Genomic DNA, 20,141 nt, shown 5'->3' on the forward strand with positions numbered 1-20,141 from the left:
AGGGGTGTCCGTGCGTTTTCACGAACGGATCACGCCCATGCTCTTCAGCCCCACCGTGTCGGCCGCCGCCGGCGCGGTCGTGGCCGTCGTCGGCGTCCTCACCCTGCGCCACCAACGGAAGGCGTTGGCCTGGGTGAAGCGGATACGCAGGTCCGACGACGACGCCCAGGACTGCGAGGACTCCTCCGCCTGCCTCGGGAAGCTCGTCGAGTTGCTCCGCGAACGGGCGCACCGGCCGTGCCGCGCCCGGGACTTCGAGCCCCTGCACGGCCTGCGCCACCTCCTCGACGCCGTGCCGGACACGGAAGGCGTCCGCCCCGAACTCGATGACGTCCTGGCCCTCGTGGGCCGCTGTCTGGAGGCCGCGATGCGGCAGGAGCACGCCCGTACCGAGCTGAAGAACGCCGCCGGCACCGCGCGGCGGATCATCCGCAGGCTGCGCGGAGCGGCCTGATCAGGCGTGGCACCGTGACGGGCTCTGATCAGGCGTAGAACCGCGACAGGCTCTGCACCACGGCGGCGGGCTTGGTCCCGCCGTCGATCTCGATGGTCCCGTCGACGACGATCTGCACGCCGCCCGGCACGTCCTCGACCTCGGTGAGCCGGGCGGCCAGCCGGATCCGGGAGCCGACCTTCACCGGGGCCGGGAAACGCACCTTGTTCAGGCCGTAGTTGACCTTCGTGGTGACGCCCTGGACGTCCAGCAGCTCGGTGAACAGGGGGATGAACAGCGACAGGGTGAGGTAGCCGTGGGCGATCGGGGCGCCGAAGGGGCCCGCGGCCGCCCGCTCGGGGTCGACGTGGATCCACTGGTGGTCGCCGGTCGCGTCGGCGAAGGTGTCGATGCGGTCCTGGGTGACCTCGATCCAGTCGCTGGTGCCCAGGTCGCTGCCCGCGAGCTTCTTCAGTTCGCCGAGGCCGTTGACGGTGACGCTCATGTGGTGTCCCTTGGCTGGGAGTCGGGGGAGCCGTAGCGCTTGCGCACGCGGGCCTTGAGGAGCTTTCCGGAGGCGGTGCGCGGGAGTTCGCCGGCGACCACCACCGTCTTGGGGAGCTTGTACTTGGCGAGCCGGCCGGAGAGCGAGGCGAGCACCTGGTCGGGGTCGAGGACGGCACCCTCGCGGGGCACGACCACCGCGCGCGGCACCTCGCCCCACTTGTCGTCCGGTACGCCGATCACCGCGCACTCGGCGATGTCGGGGTGGGTGAGGAGCGCGTCCTCGACCTCGGCCGGGTAGATGTTCTCGCCGCCGGAGATGATCATGTCCTTGAGGCGGTCGACGATGTAGACATAGCCGTCCTCGTCGACCCGGGCCGCGTCCCCGCTGCGGAACCAGCCCTCCGCGAAGGAGGCCGCCGTCTCCTCCGGCAGCCCCCAGTACCCGGGCATGACATGGGGTCCGCGGACCACGACCTCGCCGGTCTCACCGACGTCGACCGGTGTCAGGTCGGGCCGCACGACCCGTACGTCGCTGAAGAAGTGCGGTACGCCCGCCGAGCCCGCCTTGCCGATCGCGTGCTCGGCGTCGAGGAAGAGGGTCCCGGGCGAGGCCTCCGTCATGCCGTAGCCCTGGAGGAAGGTCAGGCCTCTCTCCTGGTAGGTGGCGATCAGCGGGGTCGGCACCGGGGAGCCGCCGCAGGTGAGGATGCGCAGGGAGGAGAGGTCGGCGTCCGGCCAGCGGGGGTGTCGGGCCACCTGGTCGAACATCGTGGGAACCCCGAACATGAAGGTGATCCGGTGCGCCTCGATCAGGTCGAAGGTCTCCGCCGGGTCGAAGGCCTCCACCAGGACACAGGTGCCGCCCTTGAGGAGGACCGGGAGGGCGAGCATGTTCAGGCCCGCCGTGTGGAACAACGGGGCGGAGACCAGGGCGCGTTCGTCGGCGATCAGGTCGGTGTCGACCAGGACGTTGAGCGCGTTCCAGGTGAGGTTCGCGTGCGTGAGCATCGCGCCCTTGGGGCGGCCGGTCGTCCCCGAGGTGTACATGATGATGCAGGTGTCGTCGGGGCCGACCGGCTCGTCGATCGGGTCGTCGGCCGCGGTCGCCAGCAACTCCTCGTACTCGGGACCCACTTCGACGTACGTCCGGACGTCGCCGGCGCCGGGCAGGCCCGCCACCGGACCGGCGTGCGAGGGGCCGTAGAGGAGGGCCTTGGCGCCGGAGTCGGCGATCTGGTAGGCGATCTCGGGGCCGGCCAGGCGGGTGTTGAGGGGGACGAAGACCGCGCCGAGCAGGCCGGCCGCGAACAGGGTCTCCAGGTAGGCGGGATGGTTGGGGCCGAGGTAGCCGACGCGGTCGCCGCGGCGGATGCCCCGGGCGCGCAGGGCGTGGGCCAGGCGGGTGGTGCGGGCGTGCAGGGTGCGGTAGTCGGTCCGCTGCCCGCCGGACACCAGGGCCGTGCGGTGCGGGGTCTTGCGGGCCCGGCGTGCGGGCCATGACCCCAGTCCCTCGTTGCGCATCTGCGGTCCCTTACGGCTTGGTCAGCCCGAGCAGGCGGGCGGCGTTCTCCTTGAGGATCTTCGGCCGGACCTCGTCCTTGATGGGCAGCTTCGCGAAGTCGGCGAGCCACCGGTCGGGGGTGAGGACGGGGAAGTCGGAGCCGAACAGGACCTTGTCCTTGAGCAGCGTGTTGGCGTACTGCACCAGCTGCGGCGGGAAGTACTTCGGCGACCAGCCGGACAGGTCGATGTGCACGCCCGGCTTGTGGGTGGCGACGGCGAGGGCCTCGTCCTGCCAGGGGAAGGACGGGTGCGCCAGGATGATCTTCAGGTGTGGGAAGTCGGCCGCCACGTCGTCCACGTGCAGCGGGTTGCTGTACTTCAGCCGGATCCCGCCGCCGCCCGGTACGCCGGCGCCGATGCCGGTCTGGCCGGTGTGGAAGAGGGCGATGGTGCCGGTCTCCTCGATCACCTCGTAGAGGCCGTAGGCCACCGCGCGGTCGTTCGGGAAGAAGCCCTGGATGCTGGGGTGGAACTTGAAGCCCTTCACCCCGTACTCCTCGACCAGGCGGCGGGCCTGCCGGATGCCCGCCTTGCCCCGGAAGGGGTCGACGGAGGCGAAGGGGATCAGGACGTCGGAGTTGGCGGCCGCGGCCTCGGCGACCTCCTCGTTCGGTACCGGCGCGGTGCCGGTCGCGGACTCGGCGTCCACCGTGAAGATCACGGCGGCCATGTTCCGCTCCCGGTAGTGGGCGGCGGTCTCCTCGATCGTCGGCTTCCGGTTGCCCTCGACCTTGAAGTAGGCGGAGGAGGCGTCGTGCAGGTCGTCGTCGAGGGAGGAGTGGCCCCGGGAGGAGACCTCGGCGTGCGTGTGGACGTCGATCGCGGTCAGTGCCTCGATGTCCATCACGCCTCCGGGAGCTTCGGCGCCGGGATGCCGACCGTCTGGAGTTCGGCGCCGACCGAGGTGGGGAAGGCGTCGGCCAGGGTGGCCGGGGTCCAGCCGCCGTCGGCGTAGGCCGCCCTGATCTCCTGCGGATGCGACCAGAGTGCCACCTTGTCGCCACCGATGCCGATGGCCTGGCCGGTGATTCCGCGGGCGGCCTCGGAGGCCAGGAAGGGAACCAGGGCCGCGCAGTCCTCGGGGGTGCCGAAGCCCTCGCCCCTGCGGAGGAAGTCCGGGAGCGGCTCGCCGTTCTTCATGGCCTCGACGTACGGGGCGAAGGCCGGGATGGTCTCGGTCATCGCGGTGGCGGCCACCGGGACGATCGCGTTGACCGTGATGCCCGCCCGGCCCAGCTCCATCGACCAGGTACGGGCCATGGCGGCGATGCCGGCCTTGGCGGCGGCGTAGTTGGTCTGGCCGAAGTTGCCGCGCTGGCCGGCCGGGGAGCCGACCAGGATCAGGGTGCCGCCCTCGCCCTGCTCGCGCATCCGGACGGCGGCGGCGCGGGCGCAGGTGAAGGTGCCCTTGAGGTGGGTGCCGATGACCGCGTCGAAGTCGTCGTCGGTCATCTTCCACAGCACCTTGTCGCGCAGGATGCCCGCGTTGGTGACCAGGATGTCGAGGCGGCCGAACTCCTGGACCGCCCGGTTCACGAGGCGGTCCGCGGCCTCGGCGGTGCCGACCGGGACCACCTCGGCGACGGCGGTGCCGCCGGCCGCGGCGATGGACTTCACGGCCTGCTCGGCGACGGTCTCGTCCACGTCGTTGACGACCACCGAGGCGCCGTGGGCGGCGAGGGCGTGGGCATAGGCGAGGCCGAGGCCCCGGCCGCTGCCGGTGACGACGGCGGCCTTGCCGGTGAGATCGATGGTGGGCACGGTCGGTCCCTTCACAGACGACGTTCACAGACGGCGGTGGTCCCGGGGGCCACCTGCGACTTCGAGATAGAAGCTAAGAGCAATAATTGTTGTCGTCAATAGTTGTTGCCGACCGGCTGGTGCCTCATGCTGGAATCTGTCCGACAGCCCGCCCCACCGCCGGGGCCCGTACCAGGGAGACCGCCATCACTCGCCGGCACACCGAGAACCCGACCTCGATCGACGCGAACGAGCCGTGGATGCGCGGGCTGCACGCGGACACGGGTTACCTGCTGTACCGCCTGGGGCTGCGCTCCGGGCAGCTCTTCAACACGTTCCTGCAGGAGTCGGGGCTGCGGCTGCGCCACTACGCGGTGCTGCGTTTCCTCGCCGGCTCGGAGGGCTCGCTCCAGCGGGAGCTGAGCGCCCGGCTCGGCTACGACCCGAGCGCGATCGTCGGCCTGGTCGACGACCTGGAGAAGCTGGGCTTCGCCGAGCGGCGCCCCTCCCCCGACGACCGCCGCAGCCGGATCGTCGTCCTGACCGAGGCCGGCCGGGGGTTCCTGCGGGACACCGACGAGGCGGGCCAGCGGGTGACGAACGAACTGCTGGGCCCGCTCGACCCCGCCGAGCGCGAGGCGCTCCACACGCTCCTGTTGCGCGTCGCCGACCGGCCATGACCGCCGCCGCCCGCTCCGCGCCGGACCGGCTGCTCGCGGTCCTGTCCGCCTTCGACCACGGGCATCCGGCGCTGAGCCTGACCGGCATAAGCCGCCGGGCCGGGCTGACCCTGACCACCGCGCACCGGCTGGTCGGGGCGCTCACCGCATGGGGCGCGCTGGAACGGGACGCGGACGGTTTCTACCACGTGGGGCTGCGGCTCTGGGAGCTGGCCGCGCTGGCACCGCGCGGACTGGCACTGCGCCAGGTCGCACTGCCCTATCTGGAGGACCTGTACGAAGCGACGCACGAGAACGTCCAGTTGGCGGTGCGGGACGGCACCGAGGTGGTCTACATCGAGTGGCTGTCGGGGCGTTCGGCGGTGGGCGTGCACATCCGGGTGGGTGCCCGCTGGCCGCTGCACGCGACCGGGGTGGGGCTCGCGCTGCTCGCGCACGAGACGCCCGACTTCCAACAGGACTACTGCGCGGGCCCGTTGACGTCCTTCACCCCGTACACCGTCACGGATCCGGCCCGGCTGCGCCGCTCCCTGGCCGACGTCCGGCGCACGGGTGCCGCGGTGAGCAGCCGTCAGGTCACCGACGACGCGCTGTCGGTGGCAGCTCCGGTGCGCGAGGCGACGGGGCGGGTGGTCGCGGCCGTCTCGGTGGTGGTGCCCGAGGCCGACGCCCAGGTCCCGGTGCTGGTCCCGGCGGTACGGCTGGCGGCCCGCGGGATCTCCCGGGCACTGGGCTGGCAGCCGGACCGCACGACGGGCCGGACCGGGTAGCGTGTCCGGGTGACGGCGAGCGAGATGTACCGGGAGCTGGGCGAGGCCGCCTGGACGTGGGTGCTGGGGCAGGTACGCGAGGACGAGGGCCCGTGGCTTCCGGAGTCGGTGTCGGAGGAGGACCCCGGGGAGCTCGCGCCCGCCGAGGACCGGGACTCGCTGTACTCGGGCATCGCGGGCCTGGCCCCGGTGCTGGCGGAGATTGCGCGGTACCGGGCACTGAGCGGGCCGGAACAGGCCCTGGCGGCCGGGATCGTGAGCCGCCTGTCGGCACAGGCACTCGTCGTGACCGAACCATCGCTTTATATCGGCCTGGCCGGCCACGCCACGGCGCTGCGACTCCTCGCGCCGGGAAGCGAGGCGGTCGTGCTGCGGCGGCTGGCCGAGCTCGCGACGCCCGAGGGCTGGCGGACCACGACCACGTTCGTGCCGGATTCCGACGCGCCCCTGACCGACATCATCATGGGCGTCGCGGGTGTGGTCATGACGGCCGTCTGGGCGGGCGGCGAGCACGCGGAGCCGATCGCGACGACCGGCGGCGAGGCCCTGCTGCGGATGGCGGACCGCACGGAGGCGGGCCTGGACTGGGGGATCTCGCCAAGTACGCAGTCGCGGTACCCGAACTACTCGCACGGCGCCGCCGGGGTGGGTGCCGCCCTGGCGGTGGCGGGCGCGGCGGTGCACCGCGAGGACTTCGTCGCGGCCGCCGTGGACGCGGCCCGCCAGGTACTGTCCGTGGGCTCGCTCGCGGACGGCGGTTTCGTCGTCCCGCACACGATCCCGCCGTCGAAGCGGGAGGTGGAACCGGTCACCTACACCTGGTGCCACGGCCCGGCGGGCACCTCGCACCTGTTCTCGGCACTGGCGCACGCAGGCGTCTCCGAGGTGGCGGGGCACGGTGTCGAGGAGCTGCGGCAGCGCTGCCTGACCTCGATCCTCACCTCGGGAGTGCCGGAGCGGCTGCGCCCCGGGTTCTGGGACAACGACGGCCGCTGCTGCGGCACCGCCGGGGTCGGGGACGCCCTCCTGGACGCGGCCCAGGACTGCGCGGGGACGCCGAGGGCAAAGACGCTGGTGAGCGCCGCGGTACGGATGGGCGACGCGCTCGTGGAGCGGGTGGTGCGGGACGCGGCGGGCGCCCGCTGGCGGTTCGTGGAGTACCGCATCGAGACCCCGCTGCTGCCGCCGGGCACGTCCTGGATGCAGGGCGCGGCGGGCATCGCGGCGTACCTGCTGCGCCTGGCCCGGTACCTCGACACCGGCCCGGACGCCCCGGTCGTGGACCGCCCGGACCAGTGGTGGGCGGTGCCGGCGCGCGTCCGGGATCACAAGGGGTCGTAACAGGCCTGGCGCGGCCGTTTCCCGGCGGTCACGGAGCCGGGCCGGGCCCGGAACTCGTAGCAGTCCGGGCCGGAGACTCCGTTTCTCGACAGCAGGGCGCGGGCCGTCAGCAGGTCTCCGGTGACCTTCCGCGCCGTGGGTGTGACGCCCGGGGTCCGCCACACCTCGGCGGTGGACGCGGCGCCCGGACCGCCCCGGGCGACGGCGGCACGCAGTTCGGCGACCAGGTCAGCGGCGACCTCGGCCGGCGGCCGCCACGACTGGTACGGCAGGTCGCGGCAGTCCGCGTCGGGGAGGTGGCGGACCGAGACCGCGGGCGGCCGGACCTGGAACGCGTAGCAGCCGGTGGCCTCGGTGGTGCCCATGACGACCGCCGGCGCGATGCCCATGAACTCGGCGGTCACGGTGACGGTGCGGCCCTGCCGGCGCACCCCCTTGGTGCCGCCCTTCATCGGGGCGTCGCCCGCCGTGGCGGGGCCGGGGACGTCGCGGTCGATCTCGGTGCGCAGCAGGGTTCCGTCCGCCGCGGATGTCCGCAGCCGGGACTCGGCGCCGGCCACGGCGTTCCGCATCCGGGCGCGGGCCTGGTTCCGGTAGTGGTGGCCGAGGACACCGCCCCACACCCAGGCGCCGACCACCACCAGCAGCGCGGCCACCAGTACGGCGAGGCAGCCGTTGAAGAGACAGCCCACCGGACCGCCCCTGCCGAACGAACTCCCCCTGGCCGTCGGGTCCTCGGGTACGGGCGGGCCCGGCTCACCGCGTCGTACCACCCGCTCCTGCCGGTGGTCCCACAGTCTGTCATCCCCCATGTCCTCCAGGCTGCCCCGCCGGACGACGGTCGACGGGAGCCGTTTCCGACACGTGATCGAATCGGGGCCCCGACGGAGACGTAACGCTCAGCCGAGGGCCGCCGTCGCCGTGTACGTCACCTCGTCGGCCCCGTGGTGGGCGGTGCCCCGGCAGGTGAGTGTCGTGGCGGTGGCGACCTGAGGGCGGACTACCCGCCAGCGGACCGTGTGGTGTTCGCCGGGGTCGAGGCGGGGCGCGGTGGCCGTGTCCCGGGCGTGGACCGTCCAGCCGCTCGGGGTGTCGAGGGCGAGCCGGGCGGCGCTCCAGGGGCGCGCGGAGCCGTTGGCGAGTGTGGCGGTGACCGTGAACTCCGTTCCCCGGCCGCTGACTTCGAGTGTCACACCGAAGGGTCTGCGCGGGTACGCCGGTGCCCAGGACGCGTGCATCAGCTTGACCAGGGCGTCCGCCCGGGCGGGCCGGGCGGCGGCGAGGTCGTGCTCCTCGCCGGGGTCCCGGGCGAGGTCGTACAGCTCGACGTCCCACTGGTCGTCCGGGGCGCGGCGGTTCTGGCCCGGCGCGAACCGGATCGCCTTGAGGTCGCCGTGTCGCAGTGCCTCGGCGAGCCGGTCGCCGCGGCCGTGGTCGACGGCGTTCTGGCGGGCGGTGACGCCGTCGTGGTTGCGGTAGAAGTACAGGCTGTCGTGGCGGGCGGCCTCGGCGGAGCCGCGCAGCAGCGGGGCGATGGAGAGCCCGTCGACGTCCGTGGGGGCGGGCGCGCCCGCGAGGTCGGCGAGGGTGGGCAGCAGGTCGGTGAGCGGGGTGGGCCGGTCGGTGGTGCCGGCCTTGACGTGGCGCGGGGACCAGGCGATGAACGGGACGCGGATGCCGCCCTCGTACAGGTTCCGCTTGTAGCCGCGCAACGGGCCGTTGCCGTCGAAGAGTTCGGGGTCGGTGCCGGCCTCCTCGTGCGGTCCGTTGTCGCTGGTGACGAGGACGACGGTGCGGTCGGCGAGGCCGAGTGCGGTGAGCTTGTCGGTGAGGTCGCCGACGAGGGTGTCGAAGGTGGTGACCTGGGCCGCGTGCCGCTTGTTGGGCCCGGTCCAGGGGCGGTCGGCGTACTCGCCGAGGTGCGGGTCCTTGCTGGGGGCGTGCGGCACGGTGGGGGCGAGGTAGAGCAGGAACGGCTCGTCGCGGTGGGTGTGCAGGAAGCCGAGGGCGCGTTCGGAGACGAGGTCGGGGGCGTAGACCCGCTGGGCACCGCCCTTGTTCGCCGGGATCTCCTCGCGGGTGCCGTTGTGCCACAGGTACTCGGGGAAGTAGTCGTGGGCGTGGTGGTGGGTGAGGTAGCCGTAGAACTCCTCGAAACCACGGGCGTTGGGGTGGCTCGGCTGGTCCGGGGCATTGGGTCCGAAGCCCCACTTGCCGATCAGGCCGGTGCGGTAGCCGAGCGCCCTGAGCGCCTGAGCGAACGTGAAGTCCCGGTCGGTCAGGGCGCCTTGGCCGCCGGGTCCCCAGGGGTTGGTGCGTACGGTCGCGTGCCCGCCGTGCAGACCGGTGAGCAGCGAGCAGCGCGAGGGCGCGCACACCGGGGCGGCCGCGTAGGCCTGGGTGAAGCGCAGGCCCTCGGCGGCGAGGCCGTCCAGGCGCGGGGTGTGCATCAACTGCTGCCCGTAGGAGCCGAGTTCGCCGTAGCCGAGGTCGTCGGCGAGGATCACGACGAAGTTGAGCCGGCCGGCGGGGGGCTGCCCGGCCGGTGCCGCCGCGGCGGGTTCGACGGTGTGCCGGGACTGCCCGGCCGCCGGCTGTGCCGCGTCCCCGTCCTCGCACCCGGCGACCGACGCGAGCGCGACGGGCGCGGCGGCGGCCCCGGTGAGGAAACGGCGGCGGCTGGGCATACGGGTCCCCCGGAGTGACGGCGGTGCGACCTGCTGTACAGATGGTGATCGCAACCATCCGTCCAGGACCATGCACACGCTGTGAACGCTCTGTTTCGACTCGTGAGAGGGAATCTCGGGATCGGAGGTTCCCGCTCCACGGCATCAGAATGATCACATGCTCGGGACTCGCTCATCGCTTCGGTGTGTGCCCGCAGCCCGCGCGCCGATCAGCCGAAGACGATCAGCGCGAGCGCCGCCACCGCATGGACGACGAGCACGGGCAGGCCCACCGGCCTGCCCCGGTCCTCGGGGGCGCTTTCCCCGACGGGGCGCAGCGCGGGGTCGGCCTGCAGTGCCCGGATCCCGTCGACGGCACGCAGCGCTTCCGGCCTGCGCCGGAAACGGCGGTTGAGCCAGGACGGGGCGACGACGCCGAAGACCTCCGCGCCGCGTTCGCGGCCACGGGAGTCATCGGAGTAGATGATGTTGAATCCGCGGTCCCTCAGCCAGACATGGCTGAGCCGACTCCAGGGCACATGCCTGACCCGTCGCAGCCCGACCACCCACAGACCCGTGCTGTCCGCCGTGACCCGCCAGCTGAACTGGGTGGCGACGGGGCCGACGCTCACGAGGACCAAGAGGGCAAGGAACACGCGGAACGAAAGGGGCATCCTGACGGGTAGGGCCGAGCACGCGGCCACGGAGGCGATGATCGCGGCTTCGAAGAGGACCGCGCACAGGCGGCTCCCGGTTCCCGGTCCCCAGCTCACGGGGGCGGCGCCGGGCCCGGGTTGCTCGGGCCTGCCCACGGGGAACTCCTGACATGCCGGTGCGGTGTTGTACTCGACACAGAGCCGGGGCGTCTCCCGCCCGTCGGACGAGACGAGGACGAGCCCGCCGCCCGGGTGGGGCGGGCCGAAGAGCACCGCCTCCCGCAGCCGGTTGTGCACGGGGCTCTCGAACCCTTTGCCGGCGAGCCGGGTGTAGCAGCCGAGGACCGGCCGGTGCCCTTCGAGGTCGTCGGCCGCGAAGACGTACGTACGCCGGTCGTTGTGGCCGCCCCCCTTGCGTACGAGTACCCGCAGCGCGGGTACCGGGCCGCCGCGGCGAAGAGCGGTCGCCCGGTGCCGGTCTCGTATGTAGTACGCCAGGTTCGGGCTGCCGTAGACGGTCCCGACGACCGCAACCGCCTGCAAGAACTCGGTGCCCGTGAGCGGGGTGATGCCGAGCGGGCCGAGGACGAAGGCGAGGACGGCGGCGACGGCCATCACCGTGCCGCAGCCCAGGTCGTCGCCGTCGGCCCGGACCTTCATCGCCGCCTCGGGCAGTGGGTATCGCCCGGGGCCCGCGACCTCCAGCGCGAGCCGCCGCTGTCTGCGGGCGGCGGCGAGCCGGTGCAGACAGCCGAGGCAGGCGTAGCAGGCCGCGACGGCCACGGCGATGCCCGCCGAGGTGGGAGTGCCCGGATCGAGGAACAGCCACAGGGCCAGCAGCGGCAGGACCGCGGCGGTCGGCAGCGGCAGCCGCCGGATGCCGCGGTACAGGACGGCGATCATCAGCGCTTCCAGGGCCGTGGCGGGCCAGTCGGGGGTGCATCCGGTCCCGTCCTCGCAGAGGTACTCGTCGTCCGGAGCGAGACGGAGCACGGCCAGGCAGGCGAGCGTCAACGCGAGCGCCGTCGGCAACGGATGCGCCCACAGGCCGGGCCGCAGCGCACGCCAGCGGTCGGCGTCAGAGGAGCGCCAGGCAGCGGCATCCGCGCCAACTGCCTCCGCCGGCAGGGGAATCGGACTCTCGGCCACGGGTGGATTGTGAGGGCGGACGCTCGGTCGCCGCACCCTCGAAGGCTGACGGAAGCATGAACGCCGAGTGGCCTGTGAGCCAACACCACGACGTCCCCGCTCGCGCAGCGGTCCCCGTCCTCGCCTGCTGCCCGGCGGGGACGGTGACCGCGGCGGAGGCTCAGGCGGGCAGCGCCGCGCGCAACCGCCGGTCCCGCGGCGCCGGTTTGCGGTCCAGCCGGGTGTCCAGCAGGCGCCGGGCGGCGTCGCAGCGGCCGGCCGCGACCAGGGCGTACAGCAACGTCTCCTCGACGACCTCCCGCTGCGCCGCGCTGCCGCCGACCCGGCGCAGCACGGGCAGCAGGGCGTCAAGTCCCCGGGCCGCCTCCTGGAAGCGCTCCTCGACCAGCGCGGCGAACGCCTCGCACAGCGGGACGACCACCTCGCGCTGCACCTCGTCGGCGCCGGCGGCGTGATCGCGCAGGCGGCGCAGCGCGGCCAGGTCCCCGGCCGCGGTGAGGGCGACGGCCGCGTGCAGGGCGGTGAACGCGGTCTGCGGCCGCTCCAGTACGTCGCGTTCCACCGCCTCCAGCACCCCCGCGACGGGAAGGTCCCCCTGCCAGCTGTCGCTCACCCGGGCCCGCCACAGCAGCGACCCCGAGTCGACCAGGGCCCGTACCCCGCTCACCACCCGGCCCGGCGCGAGCTGCGCGAACCACCGTCGGCGGACGGCGGCCGGGTCGTCGAGGGCGAGTTCGTGCAGGGCGATGTGCCAGGAGAAGTGGGCGCGGTGCACCGCGCCCCGGCCGCGCCCGGACACCCACCCGTCGAGCCAGTCCCGGCCGGCCTCGTGCGCCCCGGACTCGTAGTGGACGTGCGCCAGGGCGTGCACCGCGTGCCCGGAGGCGGGCTCGGCGGCCAGTGCCCGGTGGGCGAGTTCGCCGGCCTCGTGCAGCCGGCCCTGCTCCTGGCGCAGGAAGGCCAGCAGCGAGGTGTGGAACCAGTGTCCGTCGTAGGCGGGCGAGGTCAGGTCGAGCAGCCGCAGGGCGTCGTCGTCCTGCAGATCGCTCACCCCGGAGAACGCGATGGTCGGCACGGCCGCAGCGAGCGCCAGCGCGTCCCCGCGGTGCTCCCGCAGATGCCGTACGAGCGCCTCGTCGCCGTCGTCACCGGTCACCCGGCGCGTGACCACGTCCACGAAGGACCGCTCGCGTTCGTCCGCGCGTTCGCGGGCGCTGCGCTGGGCGTCGGCGAGGGCGCGCGGCACGTCGACGGCGGCGGCGCACTCGTGGCCCAGCAGGGCGAGGGCCGCGTGGCCGAGGGCGAAGCCGGGGTCGAGGGCGACCGCGCGGGCGAAGGCGTCCTCGGCGCCGGAGCGCACCTTGAGGACCCGGTCGAGCCCGCTGCGGTAGGCGGCGGCCGCCTCGGCGTGGGTGGACAGGGACAGCCCGTGGCCGTCCACCGGCCGCCGCGAGCCCCGCCGGCGCTCCGGCAGCGGCAGCAGCCGCTGGGCCAGTTCGGCCGCCTGGACGCGGATCTCGGGGATCGCCGTGGTCTCCCAGAGCTCGCCCCGGCGCGGGGCGCCCAGCGTGAACAGCGGCAGCCCGGCCCGGCCCCGGGCGTCGAGGAGCTGTCCGTCGCGGGTGGCCGCGCCCATGCCGAGCGGCCCCGGGACGGCCGTGCCGGAGGCGAACAGGTCCTGCCAGAGGGGGGCTTCGAGGCGGCGGCCGGGTCCGGTGCAGTCGACCACCCAGCCCACCGGCAGCGTGGCGCCGCCGGACAACTCGACGGCGAGCGAGCCCTGTTCGGTGTCCGTGGCGCGTACCACCGTGCCGGTGTGGACGTGCAGGCGGCGCGCGGTGCGGGCACGGGAGACGTGTTCGGCGGTGGCGGGAGCCATGCGGTGGCGGTGGGTGTTCCACAGGGCGCCCTCGCGGCTCAGGAACTCCTCGCGCTCCTCGGGGGTGAGGCTGCGCCACAGTCGGGCGGTGTGCGGGCGAAGGCTGTCCAGGCCGGGGCGCCAGTCGCCGTGGGTGCGCACGGAGCGGCTCACATGGCGGTAGACGGCGCGCCGCAGCCGGCCAAGGGAGGTGTCGTCGAGGCCCTCCGGGGCGGGCATGGCGCCGGCCGGGCCGAGGGCATGCGGCTGGGGCAGCAGTCCGCTGCGGGAGAGGGCGTGCACGGTGCGGCCGGGGCGGTCGAGGGTGAGGGCGAGGTCGACGGCGGTCAGGCCGGTGCCCACCAGGAGGACGTCGTCGGGGCTGTCCCGTACCGGGTCCAGGGCGCCCGGCACCCACGGGGCGGCGATGAACCGGGGCGAGGCGTGCAGGGCGGGCGGGGCCCAGCCGGCACTCGCCCCGGCGGGGCCGGTGGCCAGGACCGCGCTGTCCACCGGCAGGGGTCCCCCGTCGGCGAGGTGGAGTTCCACCCGGCCGTCGGGGGTGCCGGTACAGCTCTCCGCGCGGGTGCGCAGCCGGCGTACGGCGACCGTGCCGTGGGCGCGGACGAGGGCCTGGCCGAGGGTGTCGGCGAGGTAGGCGCCGTAGCGGTAGCGGGTGGCGAAGTCGGCGCCGGTGACGGCGGGTTCGCCGTGCCGGCAGAGCCAGCGGACGAAGTGCCCGGGGTCGTCCGGGTAGGCGCTCATGTTGCCGGCGGGCACGTTGAGCCGGTGCCGGGGGTCACGGGTGGCGTAGGCGGTGCCCCGGCCCGCCTCCGGGGCCGGGTCGATCAGGACGAGGTCGAGCGGAGTCCGGCGGCGGTGCGCCGTCTCGCAGAGCTGGACGGCGGTGAGGGTGCCCGCCGCTCCTGCTCCCACGATGGCCACGTTGTGCCGCTTGCGGACGTCGGTCACGGAATACCTCCGGCGGGTCGGCTTGCTGCTTCTTCACTATTCCGATCGGACAGGTGGGGAAGCCAGGCCGGAAGGGTCATCTCACCGGAAACTCAGGCCGCCGGTCGGGCGTTCATACTCTGTTCACGATCGGGGGCCGGGGCAACCCGGGTTCCGGCCGACTCGCCCCGGTCCGCAGGGGCTTGACCGCGACCGCGCGGGGTGGCCTCCCCGCTCCTCATCGGAATCTCAGCGTGCGCCCCCGTGATTCAAAGGAACCACCCATACAACCAGCGCAGGATGCCCTGACACAGGTGGACAAGTCAGAAAGGCGTGTCGTGGGCGTCCAGCACATATCGAACCGGTCCGGACGGCAGTCGGGGAAGTGGTCCCGGCGCGGGATCCTCGCCGCTCTGGGCGCGGTGCCCGCGGGGGCCGCGCTGGCCGGATGCAGTTCCTCCACGGACGCCGCGGCCGCCGCCGACGGCAAGGGTGCCACGGCCTCCGTGAAGTCCGCCACCAAGAAGGCGACGATCACGGTCACCCCGGTCTCCGGCACCAAGAAGGCCGACTTCACCACCCCGGTCGAGGTCACGGTGACCGACGGCACGCTGGCCTCCGTGACCGTCGCGGGCAACGACGGGGCGACCCTGTCGGGCACCTTCAACGACGCGAAGACGAAGTGGACGTCGGCGAAGAACCCGTACTCCGGTACGAAGTACACGGTGACGGCGAAGGCGCAGGGCGCGACCGACGAGACGGTGGCCACCTTCACCACCAAGTCCCCCGGCGAGACGTTCATCGGCTACTTCACGCCCGAGGCGGACTCCACGTCCGGCGTCGGCATGCCCGTGTCGATCAACTTCACGCACGCGGTCAAGGACCGGGCGGCGGTGCAGAAGGCCATCACCGTGACCGCGGAGCCGGAGGTCGAGATCGTCGGGCACTGGTTCAGCGACACCCGCATCGACTTCCGCCCGGAGACGTACTGGGCGAAGGGCACCAAGATCACGCTGAGTCTGAAGCTGAAGGACGTCGAGGGCTCGGACGGCGTCTACGGCGTGCAGTCCAAGGACGTCACCTTCCACATCGGCCGCGAGCAGATCAGCACCGTCGACCTGTCGACCAAGGAGATGACGGTGAAGCGGGACGGCGCCACGTACGCCGGCTACCCGGTCTCCGGCGGCAACGCCCAGCACACCACCTGGTCCGGGATCATGGTGATCAGCGAGCGGTTCAAGCAGACCCGAATGGAGTCCTCCACGGTCGGCCTCGGCGACGAGTACGACATCTCCGACGTCCCGCACGCCCAGCGCCTGACCACCTCCGGCACCTTCGTGCACGGCAACTACTGGGCGGCCACCTCGGTGTTCGGCCACGAGAACACCAGCCACGGCTGTGTCGGCCTGCACGACGCCAAGGGCGCGAGCGACTCCTCGGTCGCGGGCTACAAGTTCTACGAGAGCTCGATGATCGGCGACGTGGTGATCGTCAAGAACTCCGGCGAGAAGACCGTCGAGGCATCCAACGGCCTCAACGGCTGGAACCTGTCCTGGGCGGACTGGAAGGCCGGCAGCGCGGTGTAGGTGTACCGACGCGAAGCGGCGTGCGCGGCTACCGCGGGTGCACGGCGTAGGTCAGGTGCGTCACCCGCGACGACGGCTCCGAACGGACCGGCTCCAGCGCGATCCTGGACGCGTCCACGCCGTCGAACAGACGGGTGCCGGCGCCGAAGAGCACCGGTGCCAGCGTGATCGAGAACTCGTCGACCAGGCCGGCGTTCAGGTACTCCAGGATCGTCGCGCCACCGCCGGCGATACGGACGTCGCGGTCACCGGCGGCCTCCCGGGCCCGGTCGAGGGCGTGCTCGATGCCGTCGTCGACGAAGTGGAACGTGGTGCCGCCGGGCCGCTCCCACGGGTCGCGCTTGCTGTGCGTCACAACGAAGACCGGGGTGTGGAAGGGCGCCTCCTCGGGCCATGACCGCTCGCCGAGGTCGAACATGCGCCTGCCCATGACGCTCGCGCCGGTGCGCTCGAACGTCTCCCGCGCCACGTCGTTGTCACGGCCCTCCTCGCCGCCCTCGCCGAGTTTCAGGTTCTCCCGGAAGAACCGCAGCGGGAACACCCACTGCTGCAGCTCCGTCCACTGCGCCAGCCAGCGCCGGACGTCCGGGTCGTCCTGCCTGCCGGGCGCGAAGAGCTCGTCCTGGGCGGGCACGGGCTCGGGCGCCACGAAGCCGTCCAGCGACATCGACACACTGAAGAACACCTTCCCGGCCATCAGTCCTCGGCTCCCTTCCGTGCGAGGCCGGTGACGTAGGCCGCCAGGTTGTCCAGGGTCTGCCGGCCGCCCTCGACCGCGTGGTACTTCTCGACGGCCTCGTCGCGCAGCTCCTTGGTGGGGAACACCGTGCGCATCTCGATCCGGGTCGCCGCGCCGTCCGGTGCGAACGTCAGGACCGATTCGAAGGCGTTCGGGTCGTCGCGGAACTCACCGTGCAGCAGCTCGATCCGCTCCGGCGGGGCGATCCGCGTCCACCGGATCCACTCGGAGTAGTCGGTCCCGTCGGGCCCGTGCAGCACGAAGACCCACTCCCCGCCCTCGCGGAACTCGAAGGACCGCGTGGTGGTGGTGAACCCCTCCGGACCCCACCACCGCGACAGGTGCCGGACCTCGGTGAAAGCCTCGAACACCAGCTCCCGCGGGGCGTCGATGACCCGGGAGATCACGATCTCCCGGCCGGCCGTCGCCGGCTCCGCCCGCGTCGTCTCCTGCCTTGCCCCTGCCATCGGTCAGTCCTCCTGCCGTGTCTGCTTGAGGTCCTGCACGTAGGTGTCCAGCCGGTCGAAGCTCTCGTTCCAGAACCGCTCGAACCCGCCGACCCACTCGTGGACCGGCCGCAGCCCGCGGGCGTCCAGGCCGTAGAGGCGCTGCTTGCCCGCCTCGCGGACCCGCACCAGCCCCACTTCCCGGAGCACCCGCAGGTGCTTGGACGCCCCCGGCTGAGTCATCCCCAGCTCCCGGGCCAACTCGGTCACCGGCCGCTCACCCGCCCGCAGCAGCGCCAGGATGTCCCGGCGCTGCGGCTCGGCGATCGCGTTGAACGTGTCCGACGTCGTCGCTGCTCGTGCCATGGCAGCCATCGTATTCCCATATCGGCATGCGTCAAGCGGGCGGGGAATCGGGCGAACCCTGCCGGATGACGACCGAGAGGGTCCGCGACGGCGGCCGCACCGGCTTCACCGCCTGAACTCCGTTGAGAAACAAGGTGATTCTTTGTTTTAACTCTTGACGACCGCAGGCCCGGAGAGCACATTGGGCCCACTTTGAGAGCGCTCTCAGCAAGTCCTGGCGCTCCCGAAGGCCCGCCCGCGCACCCCCCTCCGTACCCGAGAGGCACCCCCATGAGTGAAACCTCCGGTATACCCCCTGCGGATCGCAGACGGCGGCGCTCGCTGCGCCGCGCCCTGCTCGCCGCGTTCGCCACCATGGGCCTGGCGGTCGCGGCCGCCACCACCGCCACCCTCCCCGCCAGCGCCTCCGCCCCCGGCGTGCCGTCCGGCTGGAGCCAGGTCTTCCTTGACGACTTCAACGGGACCGCCGGCACCGGCGTCAACACCTCCAACTGGCAGTACGACACCGGGACCTCGTATCCCGGGGGTGCCGCCAACTGGGGTACCGGCGAGGTCGAGACGATGACCTCCAGCACCACCAACGTGGCCCTGGACGGCAGCGGCGACCTGAAGATCACGCCGGTGCGGGACTCGGCCGGCAACTGGACGTCGGGCCGCATCGAGACCACCCGTACCGACTTCCAGCCCCCGGCCGGCGGCAAGCTTCGGGTCGAGGCCCGCATCCAGATGCCGAACGTCACCGGCACCGCCGCCTACGGCTACTGGCCCGCGTTCTGGATGCTGGGCGCGCCCTACCGGGGCAACTACCAGAACTGGCCGAGCGTCGGCGAGCTGGACATCATGGAGAACGTGCAGGGCCTGAACAAGGTCTGGGCGACCATGCACTGCGGCACCAACCCGGGCGGCCCCTGCAACGAGACGACGGGCCTGGGCAATTCGACCGCCTGCCCCAACACCACCTGCCAGTCCGGCTTCCACACCTACACGATGGAGTGGGACCGCTCGGTGAGCCCCGAGGCGATCCGCTTCTACGTCGACGGCGTCAACTACCAGACCGTGACGGCCAGTCAGGTCGACGCCACCACCTGGGCGAACGCCACCAACCACGGCTTCTTCGTGATCCTGAACGTGGCGATGGGCGGCGGCTTCCCGGACGCGTTCGGCGGCGGTCCGACCAGTGCCACCGAGTCCGGCCACCCGATGGTCGTCGACTACGTGCAGGTCCTGCAGGCCAGTGGGAGCGGTACCACCACCCCGCCGACCGGCAACCGGGACGCGTACAGCGCCATCCAGGCGGAGTCGTACGACAGCCAGTCCGGCGTGACCGCCGAGACCACCACCGACACCGGCGGCGGCCAGGACATCGGGTACGTAGCCAACGGTGACTGGGCGCTCTACAAGGGGGTCAACTTCGGCTCCACGGCGGCCACCCAGTTCTACGCGAGGGTGGCGAGCGGCGCGGCCTCCGGGGTGAGCGGCCAGGTCCAGGTCCGGCTGGACAGTCCCTCGAACTCCCCCATCGGCAGCTTCTCGGTCGCCAACACCGGTGGCTGGCAGACCTGGACGACGGTCCCGGCCAACATCAGCTCGGTGACGGGCACCCACGACGTCTATCTGACCTTCAGCAGCGGCCAGTCGGCGGACTTCGTGAACGTGAACTGGTTCGACTTCGGCCACTGACAGGGGAGTCGGGCACACGGCGCCGGAGGGCTCCCCTCCGGCGCCGTCGCGCTGCCCGGCCCAACCGGGTCAGCGCAGTTCCGCCCGGAAGGCCACCGGGGTCTGTCCGGTGTGCAGTTGGAAGAACTTGGAGAAGTTCGCCGCGTCCGGGAAGCCGACCGCCGCGCCGACCCGGCCGATCGGGAGGTCGGTGTGGGCGAGGAGGCGCTTGGCCTCCAGGACGACCCGCTTGTCGATGAAGCCCTTGGGGGTCTCGCCGGTCGCGGCGCGGACCGCGCGGACCAGGGTGCGGCGGGAGTAGCCGAGGGCGTCGGCGTAGGCGCTGACGCTGTGGTTGGCGGCGAAGTCCTTCTCCACCGCGTCCCTGAAGAGGGTGAAGGTCGTGTCGGCCTGGCGGCGGGCCGCCTCCGCCGAGCTGGCCGCGAGATGGGCGAGGCGGAGGAGAAACGCCGTCAGGGAGTGCCGCAGCACCGACGTGTGCAGGCTCAGGGGGAGGGTTTCGGTGTCCTGGTACTCGCGTTGCAGGTTGGTCAGCGAGGCCCGGAGCGCGGCGAGTTGCGGTGGGTCGGGGCGGAGCAGGGGCGGCAGGTCGTAGCGGTAGAGGCCGGTCGCCTCGACGGTGGCCCGCGACAGGAAACCGGGCTGCATGGTCAGGACGGTTCCGCGGTACTCGCAGGTCCGCGAGAAGCGGTGCACCTGGCCGGGGCGGATCCAGAGCAGGTCACCGGCCCGGGCCTGGTACTCGGCGAAGTCGATCATGTGGCGGACCGGGCCCTCGGTGAAGAGCATGACCACGTGGAAGTCGATGCGGTGGACGCGCTCCAGCGGGGCGTCGGCATGCCACAGGCGTTCGGTCCCCATCGTGCCGACCTGGATGCCGACGCCGCCGACGCTCAGATCCACCGGGAAGGGGAAGGTTCTGATTCCGTCACCGTCGCCTGCCCCGTTGGGCGTTCTGTCCGTCATGTCCTTCTCGTGCCGTCCCTGTCGAAGATCCGTGTCCCACTTTC

18 protein-coding genes are annotated in these 20,141 nt (G+C 72.5%); 6 read left to right on the forward strand and 12 right to left on the reverse strand.

Features of this window, described 5'->3' with window-relative positions; genetic code table 11:
• Positions 1 to 10 precede the first annotated feature (10 nt).
• Positions 11 to 454: a hypothetical protein gene (locus ACWGKQ_RS30105; protein ID WP_453295140.1), complete on the forward strand. Its 444-nt coding sequence runs from the start codon at positions 11 to 13 to the stop codon at positions 452 to 454.
• A gap of 28 nt (positions 455 to 482) precedes the next feature.
• Here the strand turns inward: ACWGKQ_RS30105 and ACWGKQ_RS30110 are convergent, their stop codons facing one another.
• From ACWGKQ_RS30110 to ACWGKQ_RS30125, 4 genes are read right to left on the reverse strand one after another with little or no spacing between them, the layout of a single operon-like run.
• The gene (locus ACWGKQ_RS30110) at positions 483 to 938 is read right to left on the reverse strand and encodes a MaoC family dehydratase (protein ID WP_453295141.1); all 456 of its coding nucleotides are present in this window, start codon (positions 936 to 938) and stop codon (positions 483 to 485) included.
• A complete protein-coding gene (locus ACWGKQ_RS30115) occupies positions 935 to 2,461 on the reverse strand; it encodes an acyl-CoA synthetase (RefSeq protein ID WP_453295142.1) in 1,527 nt (508 codons plus the stop codon). Before ACWGKQ_RS30115 ends, ACWGKQ_RS30110 begins: the two co-directional genes overlap by 4 nt.
• 10 nt (positions 2,462 to 2,471) lie before the next feature.
• Positions 2,472 to 3,347 carry an amidohydrolase family protein gene (locus ACWGKQ_RS30120; protein ID WP_453295143.1) on the reverse strand — a complete coding sequence of 292 codons (876 nt, stop codon included), beginning with the start codon at positions 3,345 to 3,347 and terminating at the stop codon, positions 2,472 to 2,474.
• Positions 3,347 to 4,264, reverse strand: coding sequence for an SDR family NAD(P)-dependent oxidoreductase (locus tag ACWGKQ_RS30125; RefSeq protein ID WP_453295144.1), 918 nt, complete (start codon positions 4,262 to 4,264; stop codon positions 3,347 to 3,349). The genes ACWGKQ_RS30120 and ACWGKQ_RS30125 overlap by 1 nt, the downstream gene beginning before the upstream one ends.
• A 239-nt stretch (positions 4,265 to 4,503) precedes the next feature.
• On the opposite strand from ACWGKQ_RS30125, the gene ACWGKQ_RS30130 reads away from it, so the two are divergent.
• From ACWGKQ_RS30130 to ACWGKQ_RS30140, 3 genes are read left to right on the forward strand one after another with little or no spacing between them, the layout of a single operon-like run.
• A complete protein-coding gene (locus tag ACWGKQ_RS30130) occupies positions 4,504 to 4,923 on the forward strand; it encodes a MarR family winged helix-turn-helix transcriptional regulator (protein ID WP_453295199.1) in 420 nt (139 codons plus the stop codon).
• On the forward strand, positions 4,920 to 5,693 hold the full coding sequence (locus ACWGKQ_RS30135; RefSeq protein ID WP_453295145.1) for an IclR family transcriptional regulator: 774 nt from the start codon (positions 4,920 to 4,922) through the stop codon (positions 5,691 to 5,693). Before ACWGKQ_RS30130 ends, ACWGKQ_RS30135 begins: the two co-directional genes overlap by 4 nt.
• A gap of 9 nt (positions 5,694 to 5,702) precedes the next feature.
• Positions 5,703 to 7,034: a lanthionine synthetase LanC family protein gene (locus ACWGKQ_RS30140; RefSeq protein ID WP_453295146.1), complete on the forward strand. Its 1,332-nt coding sequence runs from the start codon at positions 5,703 to 5,705 to the stop codon at positions 7,032 to 7,034.
• Here ACWGKQ_RS30140 and ACWGKQ_RS30145 read toward each other — a convergent pair.
• From ACWGKQ_RS30145 to ACWGKQ_RS30160, 4 genes are all read right to left on the reverse strand, one after another.
• Entirely contained in the window at positions 7,019 to 7,846 is an 828-nt protein-coding gene (locus tag ACWGKQ_RS30145; RefSeq protein WP_453295147.1) for a hypothetical protein, read from the reverse strand. The genes ACWGKQ_RS30140 and ACWGKQ_RS30145 overlap by 16 nt on opposite strands.
• Before the next feature lie 87 nt (positions 7,847 to 7,933).
• Positions 7,934 to 9,721 (reverse strand): sulfatase-like hydrolase/transferase, encoded by a 1,788-nt coding sequence (locus ACWGKQ_RS30150; protein ID WP_453295148.1) that lies wholly within the window; start codon positions 9,719 to 9,721, stop codon positions 7,934 to 7,936.
• 209 nt (positions 9,722 to 9,930) lie between these two features.
• Complete coding sequence (locus ACWGKQ_RS30155; RefSeq protein WP_453295149.1) at positions 9,931 to 11,505, reverse strand: hypothetical protein; 1,575 nt, start codon at positions 11,503 to 11,505, stop codon at positions 9,931 to 9,933.
• A 160-nt stretch (positions 11,506 to 11,665) separates the two neighbouring features.
• Entirely contained in the window at positions 11,666 to 14,335 is a 2,670-nt protein-coding gene (locus tag ACWGKQ_RS30160) for an FAD/NAD(P)-binding protein (protein WP_453295150.1), read from the reverse strand.
• 317 nt (positions 14,336 to 14,652) lie between these two features.
• On the opposite strand from ACWGKQ_RS30160, the gene ACWGKQ_RS30165 reads away from it, so the two are divergent.
• Complete coding sequence (locus ACWGKQ_RS30165) at positions 14,653 to 15,900, forward strand: L,D-transpeptidase (RefSeq protein ID WP_453295200.1); 1,248 nt, start codon at positions 14,653 to 14,655, stop codon at positions 15,898 to 15,900.
• A gap of 28 nt (positions 15,901 to 15,928) precedes the next feature.
• On the opposite strand, the gene ACWGKQ_RS30170 is transcribed toward ACWGKQ_RS30165, so the two are convergent.
• Genes ACWGKQ_RS30170 through ACWGKQ_RS30180 form a run of 3 tightly spaced genes read right to left on the reverse strand, consistent with a single transcriptional unit; the run spans position 15,929 to position 17,451 of the window.
• Positions 15,929 to 16,597: a dihydrofolate reductase family protein gene (locus ACWGKQ_RS30170; RefSeq protein WP_453295151.1), complete on the reverse strand. Its 669-nt coding sequence runs from the start codon at positions 16,595 to 16,597 to the stop codon at positions 15,929 to 15,931.
• On the reverse strand, positions 16,597 to 17,106 hold the full coding sequence (locus ACWGKQ_RS30175) for an SRPBCC family protein (RefSeq protein WP_453295152.1): 510 nt from the start codon (positions 17,104 to 17,106) through the stop codon (positions 16,597 to 16,599). Before ACWGKQ_RS30175 ends, ACWGKQ_RS30170 begins: the two co-directional genes overlap by 1 nt.
• 3 nt (positions 17,107 to 17,109) lie before the next feature.
• Complete coding sequence (locus tag ACWGKQ_RS30180) at positions 17,110 to 17,451, reverse strand: ArsR/SmtB family transcription factor (protein WP_453295153.1); 342 nt, start codon at positions 17,449 to 17,451, stop codon at positions 17,110 to 17,112.
• A gap of 270 nt (positions 17,452 to 17,721) precedes the next feature.
• On the opposite strand from ACWGKQ_RS30180, the gene ACWGKQ_RS30185 reads away from it, so the two are divergent.
• On the forward strand, positions 17,722 to 19,131 hold the full coding sequence (locus tag ACWGKQ_RS30185) for a glycoside hydrolase family 16 protein (RefSeq protein ID WP_453295154.1): 1,410 nt from the start codon (positions 17,722 to 17,724) through the stop codon (positions 19,129 to 19,131).
• 69 nt (positions 19,132 to 19,200) lie between these two features.
• Here the strand turns inward: ACWGKQ_RS30185 and ACWGKQ_RS30190 are convergent, their stop codons facing one another.
• Positions 19,201 to 20,097: a helix-turn-helix domain-containing protein gene (locus ACWGKQ_RS30190; protein ID WP_453295155.1), complete on the reverse strand. Its 897-nt coding sequence runs from the start codon at positions 20,095 to 20,097 to the stop codon at positions 19,201 to 19,203.
• Positions 20,098 to 20,141 lie beyond the last annotated feature (44 nt).

This window comes from Streptomyces sp. NPDC054770 (assembly GCF_053611985.1).